Here is an 18,947-nt window from a genome sequence, read left to right as displayed (position 1 = left end):
AAAACCGCGGGCACTGGGCGTCAGGCTTCAGGCACTGGACAAGAACGAAACAAAGGCGACTGGAATTTCGATCGCCTTTTCATAAAACAAACGCACAAGGAACGAGCAATTTTTTGTCAAATCAAGGAAGGCGATCAGAGACAGCGCAGGCGTAGCAGCGCTACGTCGAGCACAGTCGAAGTGAAGCCTGACGCAGAGTTGGCGAAAAAGGGCCGTTTCTCCTACGGAGGAATTATGGCACGTATAAATGACAACTACCTCAAACTCCAGGCCGGCTATCTCTTCCCCGAGATCAGCCGCCGGGTCTCCGAGTTTACCGGCGCCAATCCCGACGCCCGGGTCATCCGCCTCGGCATCGGCGACGTCACCCGGCCGCTGGTGCCGGCGGTAGTCAAGGCGTTCCACGAAGGGGTCGACGAGATGGCCCGCAGCGAAACCTTTCACGGCTACGGCCCGGAGCAGGGCTACGACTGGCTGGCGCAGGTGATCATCGACAAGGCCTACAAGCCGCTCGGCGTCGAGCTGAAAACCTCCGAGGTCTTCATCTCCGACGGCTCCAAGTGCGACAGCGCCAATATCCTCGACATCTTCGATCTTTCCAACAAGGTCGCCATCGGCGACCCGGTCTATCCGGTCTACAACGACACCAACGTCATGGTCGGCCGCAGCGGCGAGGCGAACGAGCAGGGCTACTACGAGGGGATCGTCTACATGCCCTGCACCGAGGAAAACGGCTTCATGCCGCAGTTCCCCGAAGAGAAGGTCGACATCATCTACCTCTGTTTCCCCAACAATCCGACCGGCGCCGTCGCGACCAGAGAGCAGCTCAAGGGCTGGGTCGACTACGCCCTGGCCAACGACGCGGTGCTCCTGTTCGACGCCGCCTACGAGGCCTTCATTACCGAACCCGGCATCCCCCACTCCATCTACGAGATCGAGGGGGCGAAGAAGTGCGCCATCGAGTTCCGCTCCTTCTCCAAGACCGCCGGCTTCACCGGCGTGCGCTGCGGCCTGACCGTGGTGCCGGAGGAGCTGACCGGCACCACCGCCAGCGGCGAGCGCTACAGCCTCAACAAGCTCTGGAACCGCCGCCAGTGCACCAAGTTCAACGGCGTCTCCTACCCGGTGCAGAAGGCCGCCGCCGCAGTCTACTCCGACGAGGGCTGGGCGCAGGTGCAGGAGGTCATCGCCTACTACATGGAGAACGCCCGCATCATCCGCGAGGGGCTGACCGCCGCCGGTATCCGGTGCTACGGCGGGGTTAACGCCCCCTACATCTGGCTGAAGACGCCGGAAGGGATGAGCAGCTGGGACTTCTTCGACAAGCTGCTCGCCGAATGCCACGTGGTCGGCACCCCGGGCAGCGGCTTCGGTCCCTCCGGGGAGGGCTACTTCCGGCTGTCCGCCTTCGGCGAGCGGGAAAACGTCGAGACCGCCGTCAGCCGCATCCGCGACAAGTGGGGGAAATGACATGAGAATCGTCATTCACGCCGACCGCTGCCAGGGCAGCGGCGAATGCATCAGGGTCTGTCCCGAAAAAGCGATCAGCATGGTGGACGGCAAGGCGGTGCTCGATGAATCCCGCTGCAATTTCGACGGCATCTGCATTCCGGCCTGTCCGCACGGGGCCATCGAGTTCGATGAAGGCGAGCTCGGCGGCTGCGGATTCTGAACCACTACCTGCAGACAACCAGACAGCAACAGGAGAGCCCTGCCGGACCCGGCAGGGCTCTCCTGTTGTTCACACATCGATGATGCTGGAAAAAATCCCTAGTCGGAGAGAAAGACTTCCCCGGCCTCCAGAATAATGTACGCTCCCAGCTTGGCAGGCTGGCTCCGCAGATAGAGCCCGCGCGGGACGCCGGTGATCCAGTAGATATCGAGCCGGTCGCTGTTCTGGGTACCTACGGCATGCATGATTCCGTTGGTCTGTTCGACATCAAGGCTGCTGGATCCGCCGTCCATGACCAAGGTAGCCTGGCCGCTACCGGTCCCGTCGACCTTGAAAGTCCCCTGGCGCAAGGCCGACAGCCGCGTCATGTCCTCATTGTAGGCGTAGACGGGACGCTCGAGGTAGTCAAACGTTTTGGGAACGATGTCCGGCAACGTGCTTCCCACTTCTCTGGCCCGTGCCAGGATCAGACCCGGATGGAGATGGGCCGGCAACACATGGGTGGCATCGCAATCAGCCCAGTCACGAGTATCCGAGTCGAAACAACCGCCAACCGAGAGCTGTCCGATCAGCCCCCCTCCTTCGTAGACCTCGAACATCAGGGAACTCGTCGAGCGCAACGTATAATCACCAAGCGAACTGAACGCAACGACGCCCGGCAGGAAATAGCCGTTAATCCCCGCACTGGCGTCCCAGGAATGCACACCGGCATTCGCCGGAACATCGCAGGACAGGGAGAAAGACCACATCCCCGGCGAGTAGTCAGGGTTGAAAATTTCACTGGCAATATGTGAAGCGAAACCGTAGGCCTGGATTCCGTATGAGGTCGCCGCCTTGAGCTGCGGAACGACTGGTCCGGCCGCAGACAGAAACGCGTGACCGATGGCGTAGGCCTGATCCTGCGCTGACGCATCAACCGAGTTTCTCCGGTCGGTATCCACCGCCACATAGATGCCACGGCGGTTGCCGAGCGGCAGGATGAAGAAGGCCTTGTCACCGGTGCTGTCGAGCATCTCCAGCACCAGCAGGCCGGTCGGGCGGCCGTCGCCGGTCTGCAGGAAGGTCCCCTGCAGCAGCTGAACGGTATCGCTGGTCCCGGCGCTCACGCCACTGACAAAGTTGACAGTGAAACCATTGCCCGACATGGTCACCTGGTTGGCAAGCGGGTCGAGACCGGTGAACTGGATGGTGCCGTAACCGGTATCGTGGTCGGAGCCGAAAACATCCTGAAACAGGGTATGCAGCTCACCGCCATAAAGCCTGGCAACCGTCTGCGCCACGGCGGCCGGCTGCAGGCCGGCAACCGGCACCAGGGCGGCGACGAACAGGCCGTCGGTCCGTGACACCGTTCCCGGCTGGCTCAGATCGAGATTGTAGTAGGTGCCGGCAACGCTGCCGAGCAGGCCGACCTGGCCGCTGACATTGGTGAAGCTGGTCGGACTGGTCGGGTCATCGGTGATCTGCATCACCAGACCGCTGCCATTCAGCCGGCCGCTGACCGTTTCAGTACCGAGACTGCCGCTGAGCTGTCCACCGCTCAGGGTCACGCTGCCTTCCAGCCGATTGGCTGCCAGCAGGGACGCCGTGTCCGGATAGAGAGTGCTGTCGAGATCGGCGTTCTCCAGATAAATGACCAGCAGCGTGTAATCACCGTCCGGCAATACGCAGTCCTGAGTCCCCGTCTGCAGCGCGGAGGCCAGCGCCTATTGCAGAGAAGCCGGGGCCTGCCCCGCCGCCGGGTCAGCATAGAGATCCTGTTCCGCCAGCCCCAGACGGCCGGCTATTCTGGTTTTGGCCGCCGCCAGACCTTCGACCCGGGCATAACGATAGAGCATGTCGGTCAACGGTGTCACATAGATGCCATCGGCGCTGTAGCTGCCGACGAACCGCATGGTGGGCGCCGGCAGTCCGGTGTCGCGATCGATCCCGCCGCGGGACCTCAGATAGAAGGTTGACGGCAGGTCCGTACCCGCCAGGTCAAGAACAAACCGCCCCTCGGCATCGGTCACCCCGCTGGCCAGTTCCTGGGTCATTCCGATGTCGGCATAAACCGTCACCCGGGCATTCTGTACATAACCATCGACCACCGCCCCGCTGAGAGTGGTTGGCGCAACCGTGGTACCGGTTGACGAATCACTGCCACAACCGGCCAACGCCAGCATCAAGAGCAGGGCGATCCCCATCCACCATTGCCGCATGTTCTCCAACACTGTTTCATCCTCCTTTTCTGGATTTGATCCAGCAGGAGAAAAGCCGAAACCTTCCCGGACGACAAGTCGACTTTTTGTCGACCTTGTCTTTTTATGCAAAAAATCATATAGTTTCGGCGCGCCGGATTTTTCCAAAAACACCGGCAAACCTGCGGGTGCGCCCGGGATTTTTGCAAAGCCCGCCCAACAGTTCCCCCCCCTCCCGGTATGGGCTTACGAATTCGGATTCCATACAAGGAAATGAAAAAACTACGCCCCCTGCTCTCCTTTTCCGCCATCGTTTTCTGGCTGCTCTCCTGGCCGCTGCAAGGTCCGTTGCTGCGAGGCGGACCACCGGAAACGCAACTGTTCCTCGCAGCTCATACAATTGCCCTGATCCTGACCGCTGTAATTCTCGACCGCGGTCGGCTGCGCCGATTGCAACCTCTGGCGCTGCTCGGCGCCATCGTCGCCACGGCCGGTTACCGTCTGACGACCACCGGAGCGGCCGGCTGGCTTCTGTTCGCCGGCATCTGCGGGGCCCTGCTGATGGTTCAGGCCGGCTGCGTCCTCAGCGGTGAACGCGCACCGCTGCGACAGGCGGCGATGGCACTTCTGATTGCCAACCTCGCACTCTTCCTGCTGATCCGTATCGACTCTTCCGTCCTGCAGACCACCCTGGTGCTGCTGCTGTTGCCGCTGGCGGCCGGCAAAAATGAGCAACCACCCCAGGGACAACAACGCGACCTGCCGTACTATCTGCCGCTACTGATCTGCTATCACCTGGTGGCCGGCCTGATGTACGCGCAAATGTTGCCGAACTACCAGCAGGCTGCGTGGTGGCCGGGAGCGGAACTGTTCTGTTACCTGGCCATGGTGGCAACCGCACTGAAAATCCGCACTGAGCACGGCGATCTGCGTCTGGTGGCGGCCTTTCTGACCGCCACCGTCGCCCTCGTCCTGCACGGCATTGGCGGCCGGACCGGGGCCAACCTGGCCCTGTTCGCCATGCAGGCCGCCGCCGGGCTGATCGACGTCTTCGTTCTCGAACTGATGCTGACCCAGCGCAACCCGGTCACCGCTTTCGGCTACGGATGCGCGGCGGTCACCGGCGGCATTTTCACCGGAGAGTGGCTCGGCGAGCTGCTCTCCTCACAGACCGGCCTGGTGTCCATGGCCGGCATTCTGGCCCTGAATCTCACCCTGGTCCTGCTCTACCTGCTCGGACGTCACCATGGCAGCCGGGCAACATCCCCCAACTCCGTAAAACGTCAACTTTTCACCGCCTGGCAGCCGGCACCCGTCACCTCCCGGGAGATCCCTTCCGAGTGGCGGGTCCTGCTGGCCCCCAAGGAGCAACAGACGCTGCTTGGAGTCATGGCGGGGCTGACCTACCGCGAGATCGCTGAAGAGATGGCCGTTTCCAGCTCGACCGTCAAGACATACATGCAGCGGATCTACGTCAAGACCGGCTGCAGTTGTCAGAAAGACCTGCTGCGCCACGTAGCAACCCTGCAGAGCAAACAGCAGGACAAAAACAGGCCGGCTACAACCATAATAGACAGGCTTGTGACGGGTTTGCGGAGTTTTGGAAAAGCCCGAAACAACTGAAGGGACTACGATGCAAGTGCATCTTCTCCCATCGGCGACCGAACGCATGTCGAAACCGCAGTCCGGCGCATTCGGGAAAGGTGGGAAGCCAAGACAAATAAAAGCTGTACAGGGCGGCCAAGCGGACCGCCCTTCTTTTTTCCCCATCCGAATCGGCTATACTTACCCACGAACGCACCACTTCCGATTTCGCGCAGCGACATGAGCGCGCAGCGACAACCTCTCCCCCCCTTGTGCCGGGACAAGCCATGACCGCCATCACCCTGCAAGACATTCTGGTTCTGCTCGGCCTGGCCCTGGCGATCGCCTTTTTCTGCAGCCGGATCAAGCTGTCGCCGATCGTCGGCTATCTGCTCACCGGTCTGCTGGCGGGCCCCTACGGCTTTCACCTGATACGCGGAATTGACGAAGTCGAAATGATGGCCGAGATCGGGGTGATCATGCTGCTGTTCACCATCGGCCTGGAATTCTCGGTCAGCCGGATTCTGCGGCTGAAGGGACTGCTGCTGAAATGCGGTATCACCCAGGTGCTGCTGACCGGGCTGCTGATCGGCGGTCTGGCCGGCCTGGCCGGCCTGCCGGCCAAGACCGCCGTGGTGCTGGGGATGGCCCTGGCCCTCTCCTCGACCGCCATCGTTCTCAAGCTGCTGCTGGAGAAGGGCGAACTCGATTCCGCCCACGGCCGGATCGCCCTGTCGGTGCTGCTGTTTCAGGATCTGGGCGTCATCTTCTTTCTGGTCGCGCTCCCCCTGCTGGGGGGCAAGGCCAGGGATTTCACCCTGCTCGGCGCCGCCGGAACGCTCGGGCTGCTGGCCGGCCTGTTCGTCTTCTCCCGCTACCTGCTGCAGCCGCTGCTGGTCGGCGTCCTGCGCACCAGGACGCCGGAACTGTTCCGCCTGACCATCCTGGTTCTGGTGCTGGGGACCGCCTGGACAACCCACCTGGCCGGGCTCTCCCTGGCGCTGGGAGCCTTTCTGGCCGGGCTGGCCCTGGCCGAGTCGGACTATTCACACCAGGCCCTGTCCGACATCATCCCCTTTCGCGACACCTTTCTGGCCATCTTCTTCATCTCCATGGGGATGCTGGTCAACGTCCGCAGCCTGATCGGCGACTGGGCGCTGATTCTAGGCCTGTTCCTGATCCTGGGCCTGCTCAAGGCCGGCACCGCCAGCCTGGCGGCACTCTGGTCGCGGTTCCCCCTGCGCATCTGCCTGCTTTCCGGCCTGATCCTGTTTCAGGTCGGCGAATTTTCCTTCATCCTGCTCAGGCAGGCCCGCAGCCTGCAGCTGATTCCCGAGCACATCTACCAGATCACCCTGTTCGTCATCACCCTGTCGATGATGGCCACGCCGCTGCTCTTCTCCCGCGCCGGGCAGATCGCCGAATGGCTGGCGGACCTGCTCGGCAGCCGCCGGGATTCCTGGAGCAACACGCAGGAGGAGCAGACCGCCAACCTCGAAGGACATGTGGTCATCGCCGGCTACGGCCTGGCGGGACGCAACGTGGGACGGGTACTCAAACAGATGCGGATTCCCTGCATCCACATCGAATTGAACGGCGAAATCGTCCGTCGCGCCCGGGAGCGGGGAGAGCTCATCGTCTACGGCGACGCCACCTCGCGCACGGTGCTGGAACGGGTCGGCATCGAGCGGGCGCGGGCGCTGGTGCTGGCGATCAACGATCCGTCGGCCCTGGCCAGCACCATCCAGGCCGCCCGCGAACTCAATGACAGGCTCTACATCCTGGTGCGGACCCGCTTCGTGCTCGACCTCGACCGGCTCTGCGAGTTCGGCGCCGACGAGGTGATCCCCGACGAATTCGAGGCCAGCCTGCAGATGGCGGCCTGCCTGCTGCGGCGCTTCGCCATCCCCGAAGGCAAGACCCTCAAACTGATCGCCTCCCTGCGACAGGAACACTACGGCGGTCTGCGCGAGCCGGCCGCCCCACCGGCCGATCTGGCCGGCTATCTGAGCGTCCTCAGGGAAGGCCGGATCGAGTTCCGCCCCCTCCCCGAAGGTTCGCCCTGCCTGGGTCGCACCCTGGCCGAACTGCAGTTTCGCGGCCGCACCGGCGCCATGGTGGTCGGCGTGGTGCGCAAAGAGCGCATCCTCTACAATCCGGCCGCCGAACTCCGCCTGGAAGAAGGGGACACCCTGATGCTGCTCGGCGCAAGTGAAGATCTCGACCGGGCTTGCCAGCTGCTGCACGGAGAGCTTACGGCAGACGGACCGGCTGTTGATACCTGAGGCTGCTGCCACCTTCGCTCGACGGGGGGAATGATTTGCGCCGTCTGTCGCTGTTGCCTTCCTGACAGTCAAGCAGTCATCCACCTCACCACTCCAGATGCAAAAAATGAAGCCCCCGACCTGCCAATGGGAGTAAAATAGAAAGAGAAGATCCTGGAGGAGAAAGGAAGAGACATGAACCGCAAGGATTACCGCGAACTCTGTGACCTGGCAGCCGCAGGTGAGCATCGGATCGTCATCAATCTCGACAACCATACCCAGGGCGAGGTGCGCTCCTGCCATCACGACTATTTCAACGTCCGCGTCGGCCGAGGCTGGGAAGTCTGGAACCGCAAGGATTGCGAAATGAGCCTGATGCTGCACGAATCGGCCGGGCAGAGCGAACCGTCAATTGATTTCCAGATCTGACGGGCCGATTTTGGGAGTGGATGATGGCTGAACAATGGGGAGAGCTCTATCAGCAGCCGGCACTGCGCGAACGCAGCGGGGTTTTTGCGGACCGCCGACAGGCTGGATTACTGCTGGCCGAACTGCTGGAGCCGCTCGAGCTGAACTCCCCCCTGCTGCTGGCGATCCCGGCCGGCGGGGTTCCGGTCGGCGTCGCCATAGCGGAACAAACCGGCTGGCCTCTGGACCTGGCCGTGGCGAGCAAAATCACTCTGCCGTGGAACAGCGAAGCGGGCTACGGCGCCGTCGCCTTCGACGGCGGGGTGCTGCTCAACGAACGACTGCTGCCGCAGCTGGGCATGAGCGAAGAGGAGATTCTTCACGGCATCCGCCAGACCCGGAACCGGGTCAAGCAGCGCAATCGGACATTGCGCGACGACCGGCCCCTGCCCGAGGTTCGACGGCGAACGGTCATCCTCGTCGACGATGGTCTGGCCAGTGGCCTGACCATGCGCGTCGCAGTCAACGCATTGCGCAAAGCCGGAGCGGCAACGCTAATCGCTGCCGTCCCGACCGCTCATATCGATGCCGTCAACACTCTGCGCCAAGAGGGTGTCAGCGTCTGCTGCGCCAATCTGCGCAGCAGCTATCCCTTTGCCGTGGCCGCGGCCTACCGTAGCTGGTACGATGTCAGCGAGCTGGAAGTCCTCGACCTGCTCGGCAAATTGCACTCAAGTCGATAGCGAAACCGGAAAGAGGTTCCCGAGAATCGGTTGGCCCGTTGCCGGGCCTCCCCCTCATCCCTGCCTGGCCGTCCCACCCTTGCAACTGCGGTATTCGACCACCGGCTCTCGCCGGCGCTGCGTACCCGGTTTGCCCTTGCCGCGCTTGAAACCACCATAGCCCTTGCCTCCGGAGCGGCCGGGGCGTTTGCCCGCCGGCCGGGCCCGGCGCAGCGGCCGGGTCGGCTCCAGACCGGGAATCTCCACCTGCGGCAGGCACTCGCCAAGCAGCCGCTCGATCCGCTCCAGGCGCTGGACATCGGCACCGTTGCTGGCGAAGGAGATGGCGGTGCCGCTGGCGCCGGCCCGCCCGGTCCGGCCGATACGATGGATATAATCCTCGGCCGCCATCGGCAGATCGAAATTGATCACATGGCTGATGCCGGGGACATCGATGCCGCGGGCCGCGACATCGGTCGCCACCAGCAGCCGCACCCGACCCTGGCGCAGGTCGCGAACCGTGCGGTTGCGCATCCCCTGGGACATGTCGCCGTGCAGGGCGGCGGCGCGGTGGCCCTGGGCCGCCAGCTCCCGGGCCAGGGCGTCGGCGTCCCGCTTGGTGGCGGAGAAGATGATCGCCTGCCTGAGTTCGTCAGCCTCGACACAATGCTGCAGCAGGCGCTTCTTGTGGGCAACATTGTCGGCCACATGCAGCCGCTGGGCGATCTGGTCGAGGGTCGGCTTCCTGCCGGCAATATCGACCCGCACCGGATCGTTCAGCAGCCGCCGGGCGAGGTTTTCCATGGTCCGGTCGAGAGTGGCGGTAAAAAGCAGGGTCTGCCGCCCGGCCGGAGCCGCCGCCACCACCTTTTCGACATCCTCCTTGAAGCCCATGTCGAGCATCCGGTCGGCCTCGTCGAGAATCAGCACCTCCAAGCGCGAAAGATCGAGACTGCCGCGTTCAAGATGATCGATCAGCCGCCCCGGAGTGCCGACCACCAGGTCGATCGGCCGGCCAAGATCGCGGAACTGCGGCCCGTAGGCGCTGCCGCCGAGAATCACCGCGCTGCGCAGGCGCAGAAAACGGCCGTAGTCGCGGGTCGCACCGATCACCTGGGCGGCGAGCTCGCGGGTCGGCGTCATCACCAGCACCCGCGGCGCCCCCTTCGGGCCCTTCTTCAGCACCGCCAGACGGTGCAGGACCGGCAGCATGAAGGCCGCGGTCTTGCCGGTTCCGGTCTGGGCCGAGCCGAGCAGGTCGCGACCGGCGAGAATTTCGGGAATCGATTGCTTCTGGATCGGGGTCGGCTCGGTGTAGCCGCATTGGGCGATAGCGCGCAGAATCGGCGCGGCCAGCTGCAGTTGGGTAAAAGACATGAGATCCCTTTGACAGTAGACAGGCGTGCGGGACCGGCCGGACAGACAGTCTGTCCGACTGCGAAGGCGGTCATCCGCTCCGGGACTGGCGTATGTGCTCGCCAACCGGAGACAGGCTGCCAGGGATTCGGGGGAATCGACTGCAGAAAGGAAGGTCAGGGAGCGATGGGCGGTTCCGGCAGAGCCTGAACCCGCGCTGCATAAATCAGTCGTCGCGCATCATACAGGGTTGCGGGAAAAAGGCAAGGCTTTTCATCGGAACGTCCCGCACGGACCGAACAACGGCAACAGCCGAGGGCCTCAACCCACGGAGCACCATGCAGCAAAAAGGCACGGCGCTGCCGGCAGCCCTGTTGCGCAGCACAAAACACTGGGCGGACTTGCTCCAAACGCCTGGGGTGATAGAAATGATAGAAAAGACGAAAGGGGCACCCCATGCGACCGAACATCAGAGGGCTGGCGCTGGCCGGCCTGTTCATTCTGCTGCTGTATCCGACAATGGCCTCCGCCGGCCATCGCGATACGCTTCCCACCAATCCCAAGGACATCTGCCCCCTGCTGATCGGCAATGCCATCCCTGCCGTCACTCTCCAGGACAGCGAAGGCCGGACGATCCGCCTCGACCAGCTGACCAGGGGCAAGCCGACCATTCTCATCTTCTACCGCGGAGGCTGGTGCCCCTACTGCAACATACAGCTGGCCGACCTGGGACGCATAGAACCTGACCTGCTCCGCCTCGGCTACCAGCTTGTCGCCATCAGCATGGACAGCCCCCGCTTCCTGAGGGAAACCCGGCAGAAGCACGCCATCAACTATACCCTGCTGTCCGACAGCGACGCCAACGCCGCCAAAGCCTTCGGCCTGGCCTGGCGGCTGGAGGAGCCGACCTTCGACCAGTACCGCAGCCTCGGTTTCGACATCGAGCAGGCGTCGGGACGCAAGCACCACATCCTGCCGGTTCCTGCTACCTTCGTCGTCGGAACCGACGGACTGATCAGCTTCGCCTATGTCCATCCCGACTTCCGCATCCGGGTCGACGGCGATGTCCTGCTGGCAGCAGCCAGGGCGGGCCTGAAACCCTGAGATCCGGGACAAGCGACATCACCCGTCACTTGTCACCCGACTTGATCATCACCAGCAGCATCTTGAAGCGGGTCACCGCCTTCAGCGCGTGCGGCTCGTCGGCCGGCATAATGATGAACTGGCCGGCGGCGACCCGGTGCTCGCTGCCGGAGATGGTGATCAGCGCCTCGCCGTCGGTGACCTGGACCAGGGCGTCGAAGGGCGCGGTGTGCTCGCTCAGTCCTTCGCCCTCGTCGAAGGCGAACAGGGTCACCGTGCCGGTCTCCTTCTTGATGATGGTGCGGCTGACGACCGCTCCCTGCTGGTAGTCGAGCAGCTGGTTCAATTCCAGGGTTCTGCCGAGAAGATCGGTGCTGTCGGACATGGTCAGTCTCCTTTTGTCGGGTTGTCGAGTCACGCCGGGCGCGACATGGTCAATCTTATCGCGTCTGGCCGGCAATTCCTTGCGCCAGGTCAAATGCGGCGGAAAAACCAGCAATAAACGTTCAATCCGGCGACCGGAATATGCTACCCTGAAGCGCAGATTTCTCCGGGATTCGCTGCATGCTGCGCTTCACTCACCTTTCACGCTGGATTCTCTCCATGGCCGCGGCGCTGCTGGCCGGCTGCCTCGCCGTCTCCACACCACAGAGCGGTACCTCCCGGCCATCGACCAAAAGCCCCTCGGTGCTGCCGCCGGCCGCCGGCGATCCCATCGGTGACCTGCTCGACCGGCTGCCGCGACAGCCGACGGCGGCAGCAAAAAAACCGGCGGAATCCTCATCGACGCAGACGCTGAAGCGCATGGGTTTCGCCACCCAGGTCGGCGCCTTCAGCCGTCTTGACAATGCCGTTCGCCTGCAGGAAAGGCTGCGCAACCGGGGCATCGACGCCTACTACTTTCGCCACGAATCGGGACTGTACAAGGTGCGCTTCGGCAATCATGCCAGCTACGCCGCCGCGCGCGAACAGGCGGAAGCCCTGCAGCGACAGGGACTGATCGGCAGCTTCTTCATCGTCATCCCCGACGACTACGCGGCGGCCCGCATTCGCAAGAGCGGCAGGGGAAACCTGCGCGACGAACTGGTACGCACCGCCCGCCGTTTTCTCGGCGTCCCCTACCGCTGGGGCGGAGAAGACCGAAAGAACGGCTTCGACTGCAGCGGCCTGACCATGGTCTGCTACCGGCTCAACGGCCTGAACCTGCCGCGCAACTCGCGCATGCAGTACCGCGCCGGGCGCCCGGTCGGCCGGCGCCAGCTGCGCAAGGGTGACCTGGTCTTCTTCGCCACCCACGGCGGCCGGCGGGTCACCCACGTCGGCATCTACGCCGGCGGCGGAAAGTTCATCCATGCCCCGCGCACCGGCAAGACGGTGCGCTACGCCAGCCTGAACAGCCCCTACTGGCGAAAAACCTTCGTCGGAGCTCGCGCCTACCTGTGATGCCGGATATACGTCTGCAAAAAGCGAGTCTGCTGGCGGTCTGCGTCGCCCACTTTCTCATGCCCTTCATGATGAGCGCCGTCGGCATCGCCCTGCCGGTCATCGGTCGCGAGCTGCAGGCCAGCGCCCTGCAGCTCGGGCTGGTGGAGACGGTCTACGTGCTGGCAGCCTCCATCTTTCTGCTCGCCATGGGACGTCTGGGCGACATCCACGGCCGGCGCCGCATCTTTCTCGCCGGGCTGCTGATCTTCAGCGCCTTCGGCGGTCTCATCGCCCTTTCGCCCTCCATCGAGACGCTGATTCTGCTCCGGTTCTTCCAGGGGATGGGCGGCTCGATGGTCATGGCCACCACCTTCGCCATCGTGGTTACGGTCTTTCCGCCAGAGCGACGCGGCCGGGCCCTCGGCATCGCCGTCGCCGCCGTCTATGCCGGCATCTCCTGCGGCCCCTTCTTCGGCGGCTGGCTGGTCAGCCTGGCCGGCTGGCGCTCCCTCTTTCTGCTCTGCGTTCCCCTGGGTCTTGCCGCCTTCGCCGTGGCCCGTATCCACCTGACCGAGGAATGGGCCGGCAGCCGCGGCGAACCCTTCGACTGGCAGGGCAGTCTGATCTACGCCAGCTCCATCATGCTGCTGATCGTCGGGGCGGCGCATCTGAACCGGGGCTGGCCGGCGGGACTGGCCGTGGCGGCGGGGCTGTGCGGTGTCGGCGGCTTTCTCGTTTTCGAAGGACGCGTCCCCTACCCGGTGCTCGATGTACGGCTGCTGCGCCACAACCGGGTATTCGCCTTCTCCAACCTGGCCGCCCTGCTCAACTACGCCGCCACTTTCGGCGTCACCTTCTTTCTCAGTCTCTTTCTGCAGGTAGTCCGGGGAATGACGCCGCACCAGGCGGGGACGGTCCTGATCCTGCAGCCCCTGGCCCAGGCCCTGCTCTCTCCGCTCTGCGGCCGGCTGGCCGACCGCTATTCCGCTCCGACGGTGGCCACCTTCGGCATGCTGCTCTGCGCCGTGGGACTCGGCCTGGCGGCCGGCCTCGACGCCGCCTCGTCCCTGGGGCGCATCCTCGCCCTGCTGGCGGCCCTCGGCGTAGGCTTCGCCCTTTTCTCATCGCCCAACATCAGCGTCATCATGGGCAGCGTCGACCGGCGCCATCTCGGCGTCGCCTCCGGATTGAACTCGACCATGCGCACCCTCGGCATGATGACCAGCATGACGGTGATTACCGTCGTCTTTTCCCTGTTGATGCACGGGCAGCCGGTTTCGGCGACGACAGTGCCGGATTTCCTCGCCAGCATGCGCACCTCCCTGCTGGTCTTCAGCGGCCTGTCCGTGTCCGGCATCTTTCTCTCCGCCGTCAGGATCCGGCCGGCAGCGGCCGACAGCACCCCGAAAACGGACTGAAACCGGCGCCGGCGTTTTTCACGCTGTGCTACGGTGGAAGAAACGACGATTCAGAGGAGATGACGATGGAACAGGCCCCCTGGCTCTGCCATGTCTGCAACCGGAAGGGGGAAGGGGAAAGCATGGCCTGCGACCTCTGCTACCAGGTCACATGCCCCGAACACCTGACCTGTCGGCCGGTCCGCAACGCCGACAGCGGCCTCTACGAGCTCCGGTCACTCTGTCCGGACTGCGCCGCCGGCCGCCCGCCGCGCTGAAAGGCACCCGAAAGCGGCAAAGGAAGGGATCTCAGTTCCGGCGAACCAGCTTGCGGATGGCCAGCCAGTTGACGGCGAGGGCACCGGCGACAACGGCTACCGCCCAGAACCCCAGGCCGGTGGAAAAGCCGTGACGCAACCGGTCGACCAGGTAGACGCCGAAAAAGGTGAAGGAAATGACGGCGCTGGCCGCCTCGGTCCAGGGAGCCCGGCTGCGCCAGGCGGCGCTCAGGGCGTAGACGTTCATCAGGCCGTAGCCGCCGGCCACGTAGGCGAAGGGACTGGCCAGTACGCCATGTCCCTGGCCGATCATGCTGACGGCGTAAAAAACACAGTAAAAGGACGTCAGCAGGCTGAAAATGGCAAATCCGGCCGCAAGCACGGCATCCTGTCGATTCATGACCCTCCTCGTAGGTGCTTCCCGTTATTGCCGAACCAGCCTCAGGTTCGGCATATCCTGTTCGAAATCACTGCGAAACGGATTGATGTCGAGGCCGCCACGACGGGTGTAGCGGGCATGGACGGTCAGTCGCTGCGGCCGGCAGAATCGCTTCAGATCGACGAAAATGCGCTCTACGCACTGCTCGTGGAACTCGTTGTGCTGACGGAAGGAAATCAGGTAGCGCAACAACGCCTCCTCGTCGATCCGGGGCCCCTGGTAGCGAATGAGCACGCTCGCCCAGTCGGGCTGGCCGGTGACCAGGCAGTTGCTCTTGAGCAGGTGGCTGTGCAGCTCGCGTTCGACCACCCGGCCGACATCGGCCGCCCCGGCCAGCAGCTCGGGATCGAGCGCATAGCGGTCGACATCGATATCGAGGTGGTCGATGCACTCGCCCGGCAGCGTCTGGATCTGAAAGGCGTCGCTTACATCGGGAGGAAAGAGGCGGACCTCCACCCGGCCGCCGGCGGCCGCCGCCAGATCCCGTTCGATGCGCAGACGGGCCGCCTCCATCGACGCCAGGCGGGTCTGGTTGTAGGAATTGCAATAGAGTTTGAGCGACTTCGATTCGACCAGGTTGGGAGTCCGGCAGTCGAAACGGAACAGGCCGAGGGCCACCACCGGCTTGCCGCGCTCGTCGAGCCAGGAAAGCTCCCAGGCGTTCCACAGGTCGAAACCGGTGAAGGGAAGCTCGCCGGCAAGGCCGATCTCGTCCCTTTTCAGCCGCCGCGGCACGGGGCAGAGCAGCGAAGGGTCGTAATCGGTGCTGTACGACGTGGCCTTGCCCAGGGGTAGGCGCTTTTCGAGTTCATCCATGGCTGCCATTTTCGCCGGGCCAGCGCCGTAATTCAACCAAAAAGGACGGGTGACGGTGCTAGCGCTGCCTGGCGAGCCAGGCCCGCGCTACGGCCTCGCTGCGCCCGACATGCACCCGCGCCATGCGGTTTTCGAATATGACCTGCAAAAGGTCGAGATCGACGCCGCCGCGCTCGAGAAAAACCAGCGCCGTCGGAATGTCGAGGCCTTCACTGATGCTCTGCCAGCTGGTACCCAGCTGGTAGAAGTGCATCGCCGCCACCGCAAGTTCCCGGCCGGCGATCAGGACCAGCAGGCGGGTCGCATCGTGCCGGCGGACGCGGCGGAAAATGTCTTCGAAATCGGCGTGCAGCCGCAGGGCGCGAAAACGGGCCGGCTCGAAACGGACTTCGAGCAACGGCGCAAAGAAATGAAAGCTGAGATTGGATTCCACCAGGTAACGTCCTCCATGACGTAACCATCAGAATTTAGCCTGTAAACCGCTTCCGGCCAACGATTTTTCGATTAATTTTTAACCATGTAAGGCTTCTATTTGACCCGGACTAACATCCTCGTCCCTTTCTCCTCCGCCGGTCGAAAGTCCTGTTAGAATGATGAAAAATCCCCTTCGTCACCCCTCCGGAGTACCGGCATGCGCAAACGACTGCTTCGCTTCTACCGCCGTACCATCCTGCGCCACCCCGTGGCCGTCCTCGCCGTGACCGGCCTGGTCCTGCTCGCCGCCGGTTTCCAGGCCCGTCACTTTCGCCTCGACGCCTCGGCCGATTCGCTGGTTCTCGAGGATGACGCCGACCTGCGCACCTACCGGGAACTGCGCCGCCGCTACGGTTCCGGCGACTTTCTCATCATCGCTTACACCCCGCGCCGGGAACTGTTCAGCGACGCCGTCCTCGGCGACCTGAAACGCCTGCGGGACGAATTGGAGGAGCTGGAAGAGGTGCAGAGCGTTGTCAGCATTCTCGACGTGCCACTGCTGCAGAGCCCGCCGGTCGGCTTCAGCGAACTGCACAACGGCGCCCGCACCCTGCTCTCGCCCGGCGTCGACCGGCAGCTGGCCCGCCGGGAATTTCTCACCAGCCCCCTGTACCGGAACCTGATCCTCAGTCCCGACGGCCGCACCACGGCGCTGCAGATCAACCTGAAGCCCGACCCGGCCTATGATCAGCTGCTGGCGCGCCGCAACGAGCTGGCCGCCAGGGACCGCCGGGGCGAACTGTCCGCACACGAAAAGGAAGAGCTGGCCCGGGTGCGGGCGCAATTCAAGGACTACAGCGCCGAGGTCATCGACCGCGAGGCAGCCACCATCGCCCGCGTCCGCGCCATTCTCGACCGCCACCGGCAACGTGCGGAGCTGCATCTCGGCGGCATGGCGATGATCGTCGCCGACATGATCGATTTTATCCGTCACGACCTGCTGGTCTTCGGCTGCGGCGTCCTGGTCTTTCTGGTCGGCATGCTGGCCGTCATCTTCCGGCAGCCGCGCTGGGTGCTGCTGCCGATGCTCTGCTGCGGCGCCTCGGTGCTGTTCATGTTCGGCCTGCTTGGAATGCTCGACTGGCGGGTGACCGTGGTCTCCTCCAACTTCACCTCGCTGCTGCTGATCATCACCCTCTCGCTGACGATGCACCTGATCGTGCGCTACCACGAACTGCATGCCGTCAACCCCCAGGTCAGCCAGCGCACCCTGGTGCTGGAAACCGTCCGCAGCAAGTTTCTGCCCAGCCTCTTCACCGCCCTGACCACCATGGTCGCCTTCATCTCGCTGCTGATCAGCGGCATCCGCCCGGTGATCGACTTCGGCTGGATGATGGCCATCGGCATCACCGCCGCCTTCATCCTCTCTTTTCTCATCTTTCCTGCCGGGCTTGTGCTGCTGCGGCCGAAGCATTTCACCCCCCGCTTCGACCTGACCGGCCGAATGACCGGCTTCTGCGCCCGGCTGATCGAAAAACGCCGCAAAACGGTGCTGGCGGCGTTCGTTCTCGTCGCCCTGCTCAGCCTGATCGGAATATCCCGACTGACGGTAGAAAACCGCTTTATCGACAATTTCAAAAAGGATACGGAAATCTACCAGGGCATGACCCTGATCGACCGCAAGCTCGGCGGCACCACGCCAATGGAGATCGTGCTCTCGGCCGACCCGGACTGGCAGCTGCAACAGGCGACCGAGGAGGATTTCGACGACGATCCCTTCGCCGATGTTGGAACCGACGCCGGCCTTACCGCCCGCAGCTACTGGTACAACAGCCACCGCCTGCGGCTGCTGCAAACGATTCACCGCGACCTGGAGGCCAGGCCCGCCACCGGCAAGGTGCTTTCCCTGGCCACCACCATGGAACTGATCCGGCAACACAACAGCGGCGTCGAACCGGACGACCTGCTGCTGTCGGTGATCCACAAAAAGCTGCCGCCGGACATCGCCAGCGCCCTGTTCGATCCCTACATGACGCCCGACGGCAACGAGGTACGGCTGACGCTGCGGATCATCGATTCGGCCCCCGGCCTCAAGCGCAACGAGCTGTTGCGGCAAATCCGGCGCGACCTGACCGAAAAGTACGGCCTGAAACCGCAACAGATAACCATCAACGGCATGTTCGTGCTCTACAACAATGTGCTGCAGAGCCTCTACCGCTCGCAGATTCTGACCCTGAGAGCGGTCTTCGCCGTCATCATGGTCATGTTCCTGCTTCTCTTCCGCTCCCTGCGGCTGGCGGTCATCGCCATCATTCCCAACCTGCTGGCGGCCGGAGTGGTTCTCGGCCTGATGGGATGGCTGAAGATTCCGCTCGACATCATGACCATCACCATAGCCGCCATCACCATCGGCATCGCCGTCGACGACACCATCCACTACGTGCACCGGTTCAGCGAGGAGATCACTCACGACCTCGACTACCCGGCCGCCATCCGCCGCTGCCACTCGAGCGTCGGCCGGGCCATGTACTACACCTCGATCACCATCATCGCCGGCTTCGGCATCCTCACCCTGTCCGATTTCATGCCGACCATCTATTTCGGACTGTTCACCGGCCTGGCCATGGCGGTGGCGATGATCGCCAACCTGACCCTGCTGGCGCTGCTGCTGTTGACCGTGCGGCCCCGGCATATCTGCTGGCTACCGGGCAGGAAGGCAGGAAGGCGGTTAGAGGCTGGAGGTTAGAGGCTGGAGGTTAGAGGCTGGAGGTTAGAGGCTGGAGGTTAGAGGCTGGAGGTTAGAGGCTGGAGGCGAAGTGACCTTCCCCCGGTTTAGTGGACACCGGGTTAGGCTGCAAGTTCAAAATAGGCCGCCTCGTATTCAGCCGGGCTTTTATAGCCCAGCGTTGAGT

At 63.6% G+C, this 18,947-nt stretch carries 18 protein-coding genes; 11 read left to right on the top strand and 7 right to left on the bottom strand.

All coding sequences use genetic code 11. The annotated features are described in order from the left end of the window. Nucleotides 1-234: 234 nt before the first annotated feature. Both EDC39_RS10680 and EDC39_RS10675 read left to right on the top strand, forming a co-directional pair. Nucleotides 235-1,470: an LL-diaminopimelate aminotransferase gene (locus tag EDC39_RS10680; protein ID WP_148896377.1), complete on the top strand. Its 1,236-nt coding sequence runs from the start codon at nt 235-237 to the stop codon at nt 1,468-1,470. A gap of 1 nt (nt 1,471) precedes the next feature. After that, a complete protein-coding gene (locus EDC39_RS10675; protein ID WP_148896376.1) occupies nt 1,472-1,672 on the top strand; it encodes an indolepyruvate ferredoxin oxidoreductase subunit alpha in 201 nt (66 codons plus the stop codon). 98 nt (nt 1,673-1,770) lie between these two features. On the opposite strand, the gene EDC39_RS10670 is transcribed toward EDC39_RS10675, so the two are convergent. Beyond that, nucleotides 1,771-3,333 carry a hypothetical protein gene (locus EDC39_RS10670; protein WP_148896375.1) on the bottom strand — a complete coding sequence of 521 codons (1,563 nt, stop codon included), beginning with the start codon at nt 3,331-3,333 and terminating at the stop codon, nt 1,771-1,773. 42 nt (nt 3,334-3,375) lie between these two features. After that, a complete protein-coding gene (locus tag EDC39_RS10665) occupies nt 3,376-3,882 on the bottom strand; it encodes a hypothetical protein (RefSeq protein ID WP_148896374.1) in 507 nt (168 codons plus the stop codon). Between the two features lie 240 nt (nt 3,883-4,122). Here EDC39_RS10665 and EDC39_RS10660 point away from each other — a divergent pair, with 240 nt between their 5' ends. The 4 genes from EDC39_RS10660 to EDC39_RS10645 all read left to right on the top strand — a co-directional run bounded on the left by EDC39_RS10660 (nt 4,123) and on the right by EDC39_RS10645 (nt 8,848). Then, nucleotides 4,123-5,472, top strand: a complete 1,350-nt coding sequence (locus EDC39_RS10660) for a response regulator transcription factor (RefSeq protein ID WP_187426752.1) — start codon at nt 4,123-4,125, stop codon at nt 5,470-5,472. Between the two features lie 248 nt (nt 5,473-5,720). Continuing rightward, complete coding sequence (locus tag EDC39_RS10655; protein ID WP_148896372.1) at nt 5,721-7,718, top strand: monovalent cation:proton antiporter family protein; 1,998 nt, start codon at nt 5,721-5,723, stop codon at nt 7,716-7,718. A gap of 174 nt (nt 7,719-7,892) precedes the next feature. Beyond that, entirely contained in the window at nt 7,893-8,126 is a 234-nt protein-coding gene (locus EDC39_RS10650; RefSeq protein ID WP_148896371.1) for a hypothetical protein, read from the top strand. Between the two features lie 23 nt (nt 8,127-8,149). Continuing rightward, nucleotides 8,150-8,848 carry a phosphoribosyltransferase gene (locus tag EDC39_RS10645; protein ID WP_222862872.1) on the top strand — a complete coding sequence of 233 codons (699 nt, stop codon included), beginning with the start codon at nt 8,150-8,152 and terminating at the stop codon, nt 8,846-8,848. 54 nt (nt 8,849-8,902) lie between these two features. Here the strand turns inward: EDC39_RS10645 and EDC39_RS10640 are convergent, their stop codons facing one another. Further along, a complete protein-coding gene (locus EDC39_RS10640; RefSeq protein ID WP_148896369.1) occupies nt 8,903-10,204 on the bottom strand; it encodes a DEAD/DEAH box helicase in 1,302 nt (433 codons plus the stop codon). 435 nt (nt 10,205-10,639) lie between these two features. Here EDC39_RS10640 and EDC39_RS10635 point away from each other — a divergent pair, with 435 nt between their 5' ends. Further along, entirely contained in the window at nt 10,640-11,287 is a 648-nt protein-coding gene (locus EDC39_RS10635) for a peroxiredoxin-like family protein (protein WP_148896368.1), read from the top strand. Between the two features lie 25 nt (nt 11,288-11,312). On the opposite strand, the gene EDC39_RS10630 is transcribed toward EDC39_RS10635, so the two are convergent. Further along, complete coding sequence (locus tag EDC39_RS10630) at nt 11,313-11,651, bottom strand: cupin domain-containing protein (RefSeq protein WP_148896367.1); 339 nt, start codon at nt 11,649-11,651, stop codon at nt 11,313-11,315. 179 nt (nt 11,652-11,830) lie between these two features. Between EDC39_RS10630 and EDC39_RS10625 the strand changes: the two genes are divergently transcribed. From EDC39_RS10625 to EDC39_RS10615, 3 genes are all read left to right on the top strand, one after another. Beyond that, nucleotides 11,831-12,709, top strand: coding sequence for a C40 family peptidase (locus EDC39_RS10625; RefSeq protein ID WP_246140239.1), 879 nt, complete (start codon nt 11,831-11,833; stop codon nt 12,707-12,709). Next, on the top strand, nt 12,709-14,109 hold the full coding sequence (locus tag EDC39_RS10620) for an MFS transporter (protein WP_148896366.1): 1,401 nt from the start codon (nt 12,709-12,711) through the stop codon (nt 14,107-14,109). The genes EDC39_RS10625 and EDC39_RS10620 overlap by 1 nt, the downstream gene beginning before the upstream one ends. Before the next feature lie 65 nt (nt 14,110-14,174). Further along, nucleotides 14,175-14,366, top strand: a complete 192-nt coding sequence (locus EDC39_RS10615) for a hypothetical protein (RefSeq protein ID WP_148896365.1) — start codon at nt 14,175-14,177, stop codon at nt 14,364-14,366. Nucleotides 14,367-14,397: 31 nt separating this feature from the next. Here the strand turns inward: EDC39_RS10615 and EDC39_RS10610 are convergent, their stop codons facing one another. Genes EDC39_RS10610 through EDC39_RS10600 form a run of 3 tightly spaced genes read right to left on the bottom strand, consistent with a single transcriptional unit; the run spans nt 14,398 to nt 16,054 of the window. After that, complete coding sequence (locus tag EDC39_RS10610) at nt 14,398-14,766, bottom strand: hypothetical protein (protein ID WP_148896364.1); 369 nt, start codon at nt 14,764-14,766, stop codon at nt 14,398-14,400. A gap of 24 nt (nt 14,767-14,790) precedes the next feature. Further along, entirely contained in the window at nt 14,791-15,621 is an 831-nt protein-coding gene (gene queF / locus EDC39_RS10605; RefSeq protein WP_148896467.1) for an NADPH-dependent 7-cyano-7-deazaguanine reductase QueF, read from the bottom strand. A gap of 58 nt (nt 15,622-15,679) precedes the next feature. After that, nucleotides 15,680-16,054 (bottom strand): hypothetical protein, encoded by a 375-nt coding sequence (locus EDC39_RS10600; protein WP_148896363.1) that lies wholly within the window; start codon nt 16,052-16,054, stop codon nt 15,680-15,682. Between the two features lie 198 nt (nt 16,055-16,252). Between EDC39_RS10600 and EDC39_RS10595 the strand changes: the two genes are divergently transcribed. Next, nucleotides 16,253-18,781, top strand: a complete 2,529-nt coding sequence (locus EDC39_RS10595) for an efflux RND transporter permease subunit (RefSeq protein WP_148896362.1) — start codon at nt 16,253-16,255, stop codon at nt 18,779-18,781. The last annotated feature ends 166 nt before the right edge of the window (nt 18,782-18,947 follow it).

It is taken from the genome of Geothermobacter ehrlichii (assembly GCF_008124615.1).
Classification (GTDB): domain Bacteria; phylum Desulfobacterota; class Desulfuromonadia; order Desulfuromonadales; family Geothermobacteraceae; genus Geothermobacter; species Geothermobacter ehrlichii.
Note: the sequence above shows the minus strand (reverse complement) of the source record. Positions and strands in the feature narration are given on the sequence as shown.

Coding starts and splice junctions, on each gene's coding strand:
- EDC39_RS10645 (WP_222862872.1), top strand. CDS start 8,150: ATGGCTGAACAATGGGGAGAGCTCTATCAGCAGCCGGCACTGCGCGAA.
- EDC39_RS10675 (WP_148896376.1), top strand. CDS start 1,472: ATGAGAATCGTCATTCACGCCGACCGCTGCCAGGGCAGCGGCGAATGC.
- EDC39_RS10635 (WP_148896368.1), top strand. CDS start 10,640: ATGCGACCGAACATCAGAGGGCTGGCGCTGGCCGGCCTGTTCATTCTG.
- EDC39_RS10640 (WP_148896369.1), bottom strand. CDS start 10,204: ATGTCTTTTACCCAACTGCAGCTGGCCGCGCCGATTCTGCGCGCTATC.
- EDC39_RS10615 (WP_148896365.1), top strand. CDS start 14,175: ATGGAACAGGCCCCCTGGCTCTGCCATGTCTGCAACCGGAAGGGGGAA.
- queF (WP_148896467.1), bottom strand. CDS start 15,621: ATGGATGAACTCGAAAAGCGCCTACCCCTGGGCAAGGCCACGTCGTAC.
- EDC39_RS10630 (WP_148896367.1), bottom strand. CDS start 11,651: ATGTCCGACAGCACCGATCTTCTCGGCAGAACCCTGGAATTGAACCAG.
- EDC39_RS10610 (WP_148896364.1), bottom strand. CDS start 14,766: ATGAATCGACAGGATGCCGTGCTTGCGGCCGGATTTGCCATTTTCAGC.
- EDC39_RS10650 (WP_148896371.1), top strand. CDS start 7,893: ATGAACCGCAAGGATTACCGCGAACTCTGTGACCTGGCAGCCGCAGGT.
- EDC39_RS10655 (WP_148896372.1), top strand. CDS start 5,721: ATGACCGCCATCACCCTGCAAGACATTCTGGTTCTGCTCGGCCTGGCC.
- EDC39_RS10660 (WP_187426752.1), top strand. CDS start 4,123: ATGAAAAAACTACGCCCCCTGCTCTCCTTTTCCGCCATCGTTTTCTGG.
- EDC39_RS10595 (WP_148896362.1), top strand. CDS start 16,253: ATGCGCAAACGACTGCTTCGCTTCTACCGCCGTACCATCCTGCGCCAC.
- EDC39_RS10680 (WP_148896377.1), top strand. CDS start 235: ATGGCACGTATAAATGACAACTACCTCAAACTCCAGGCCGGCTATCTC.
- EDC39_RS10620 (WP_148896366.1), top strand. CDS start 12,709: ATGCCGGATATACGTCTGCAAAAAGCGAGTCTGCTGGCGGTCTGCGTC.
- EDC39_RS10625 (WP_246140239.1), top strand. CDS start 11,831: ATGCTGCGCTTCACTCACCTTTCACGCTGGATTCTCTCCATGGCCGCG.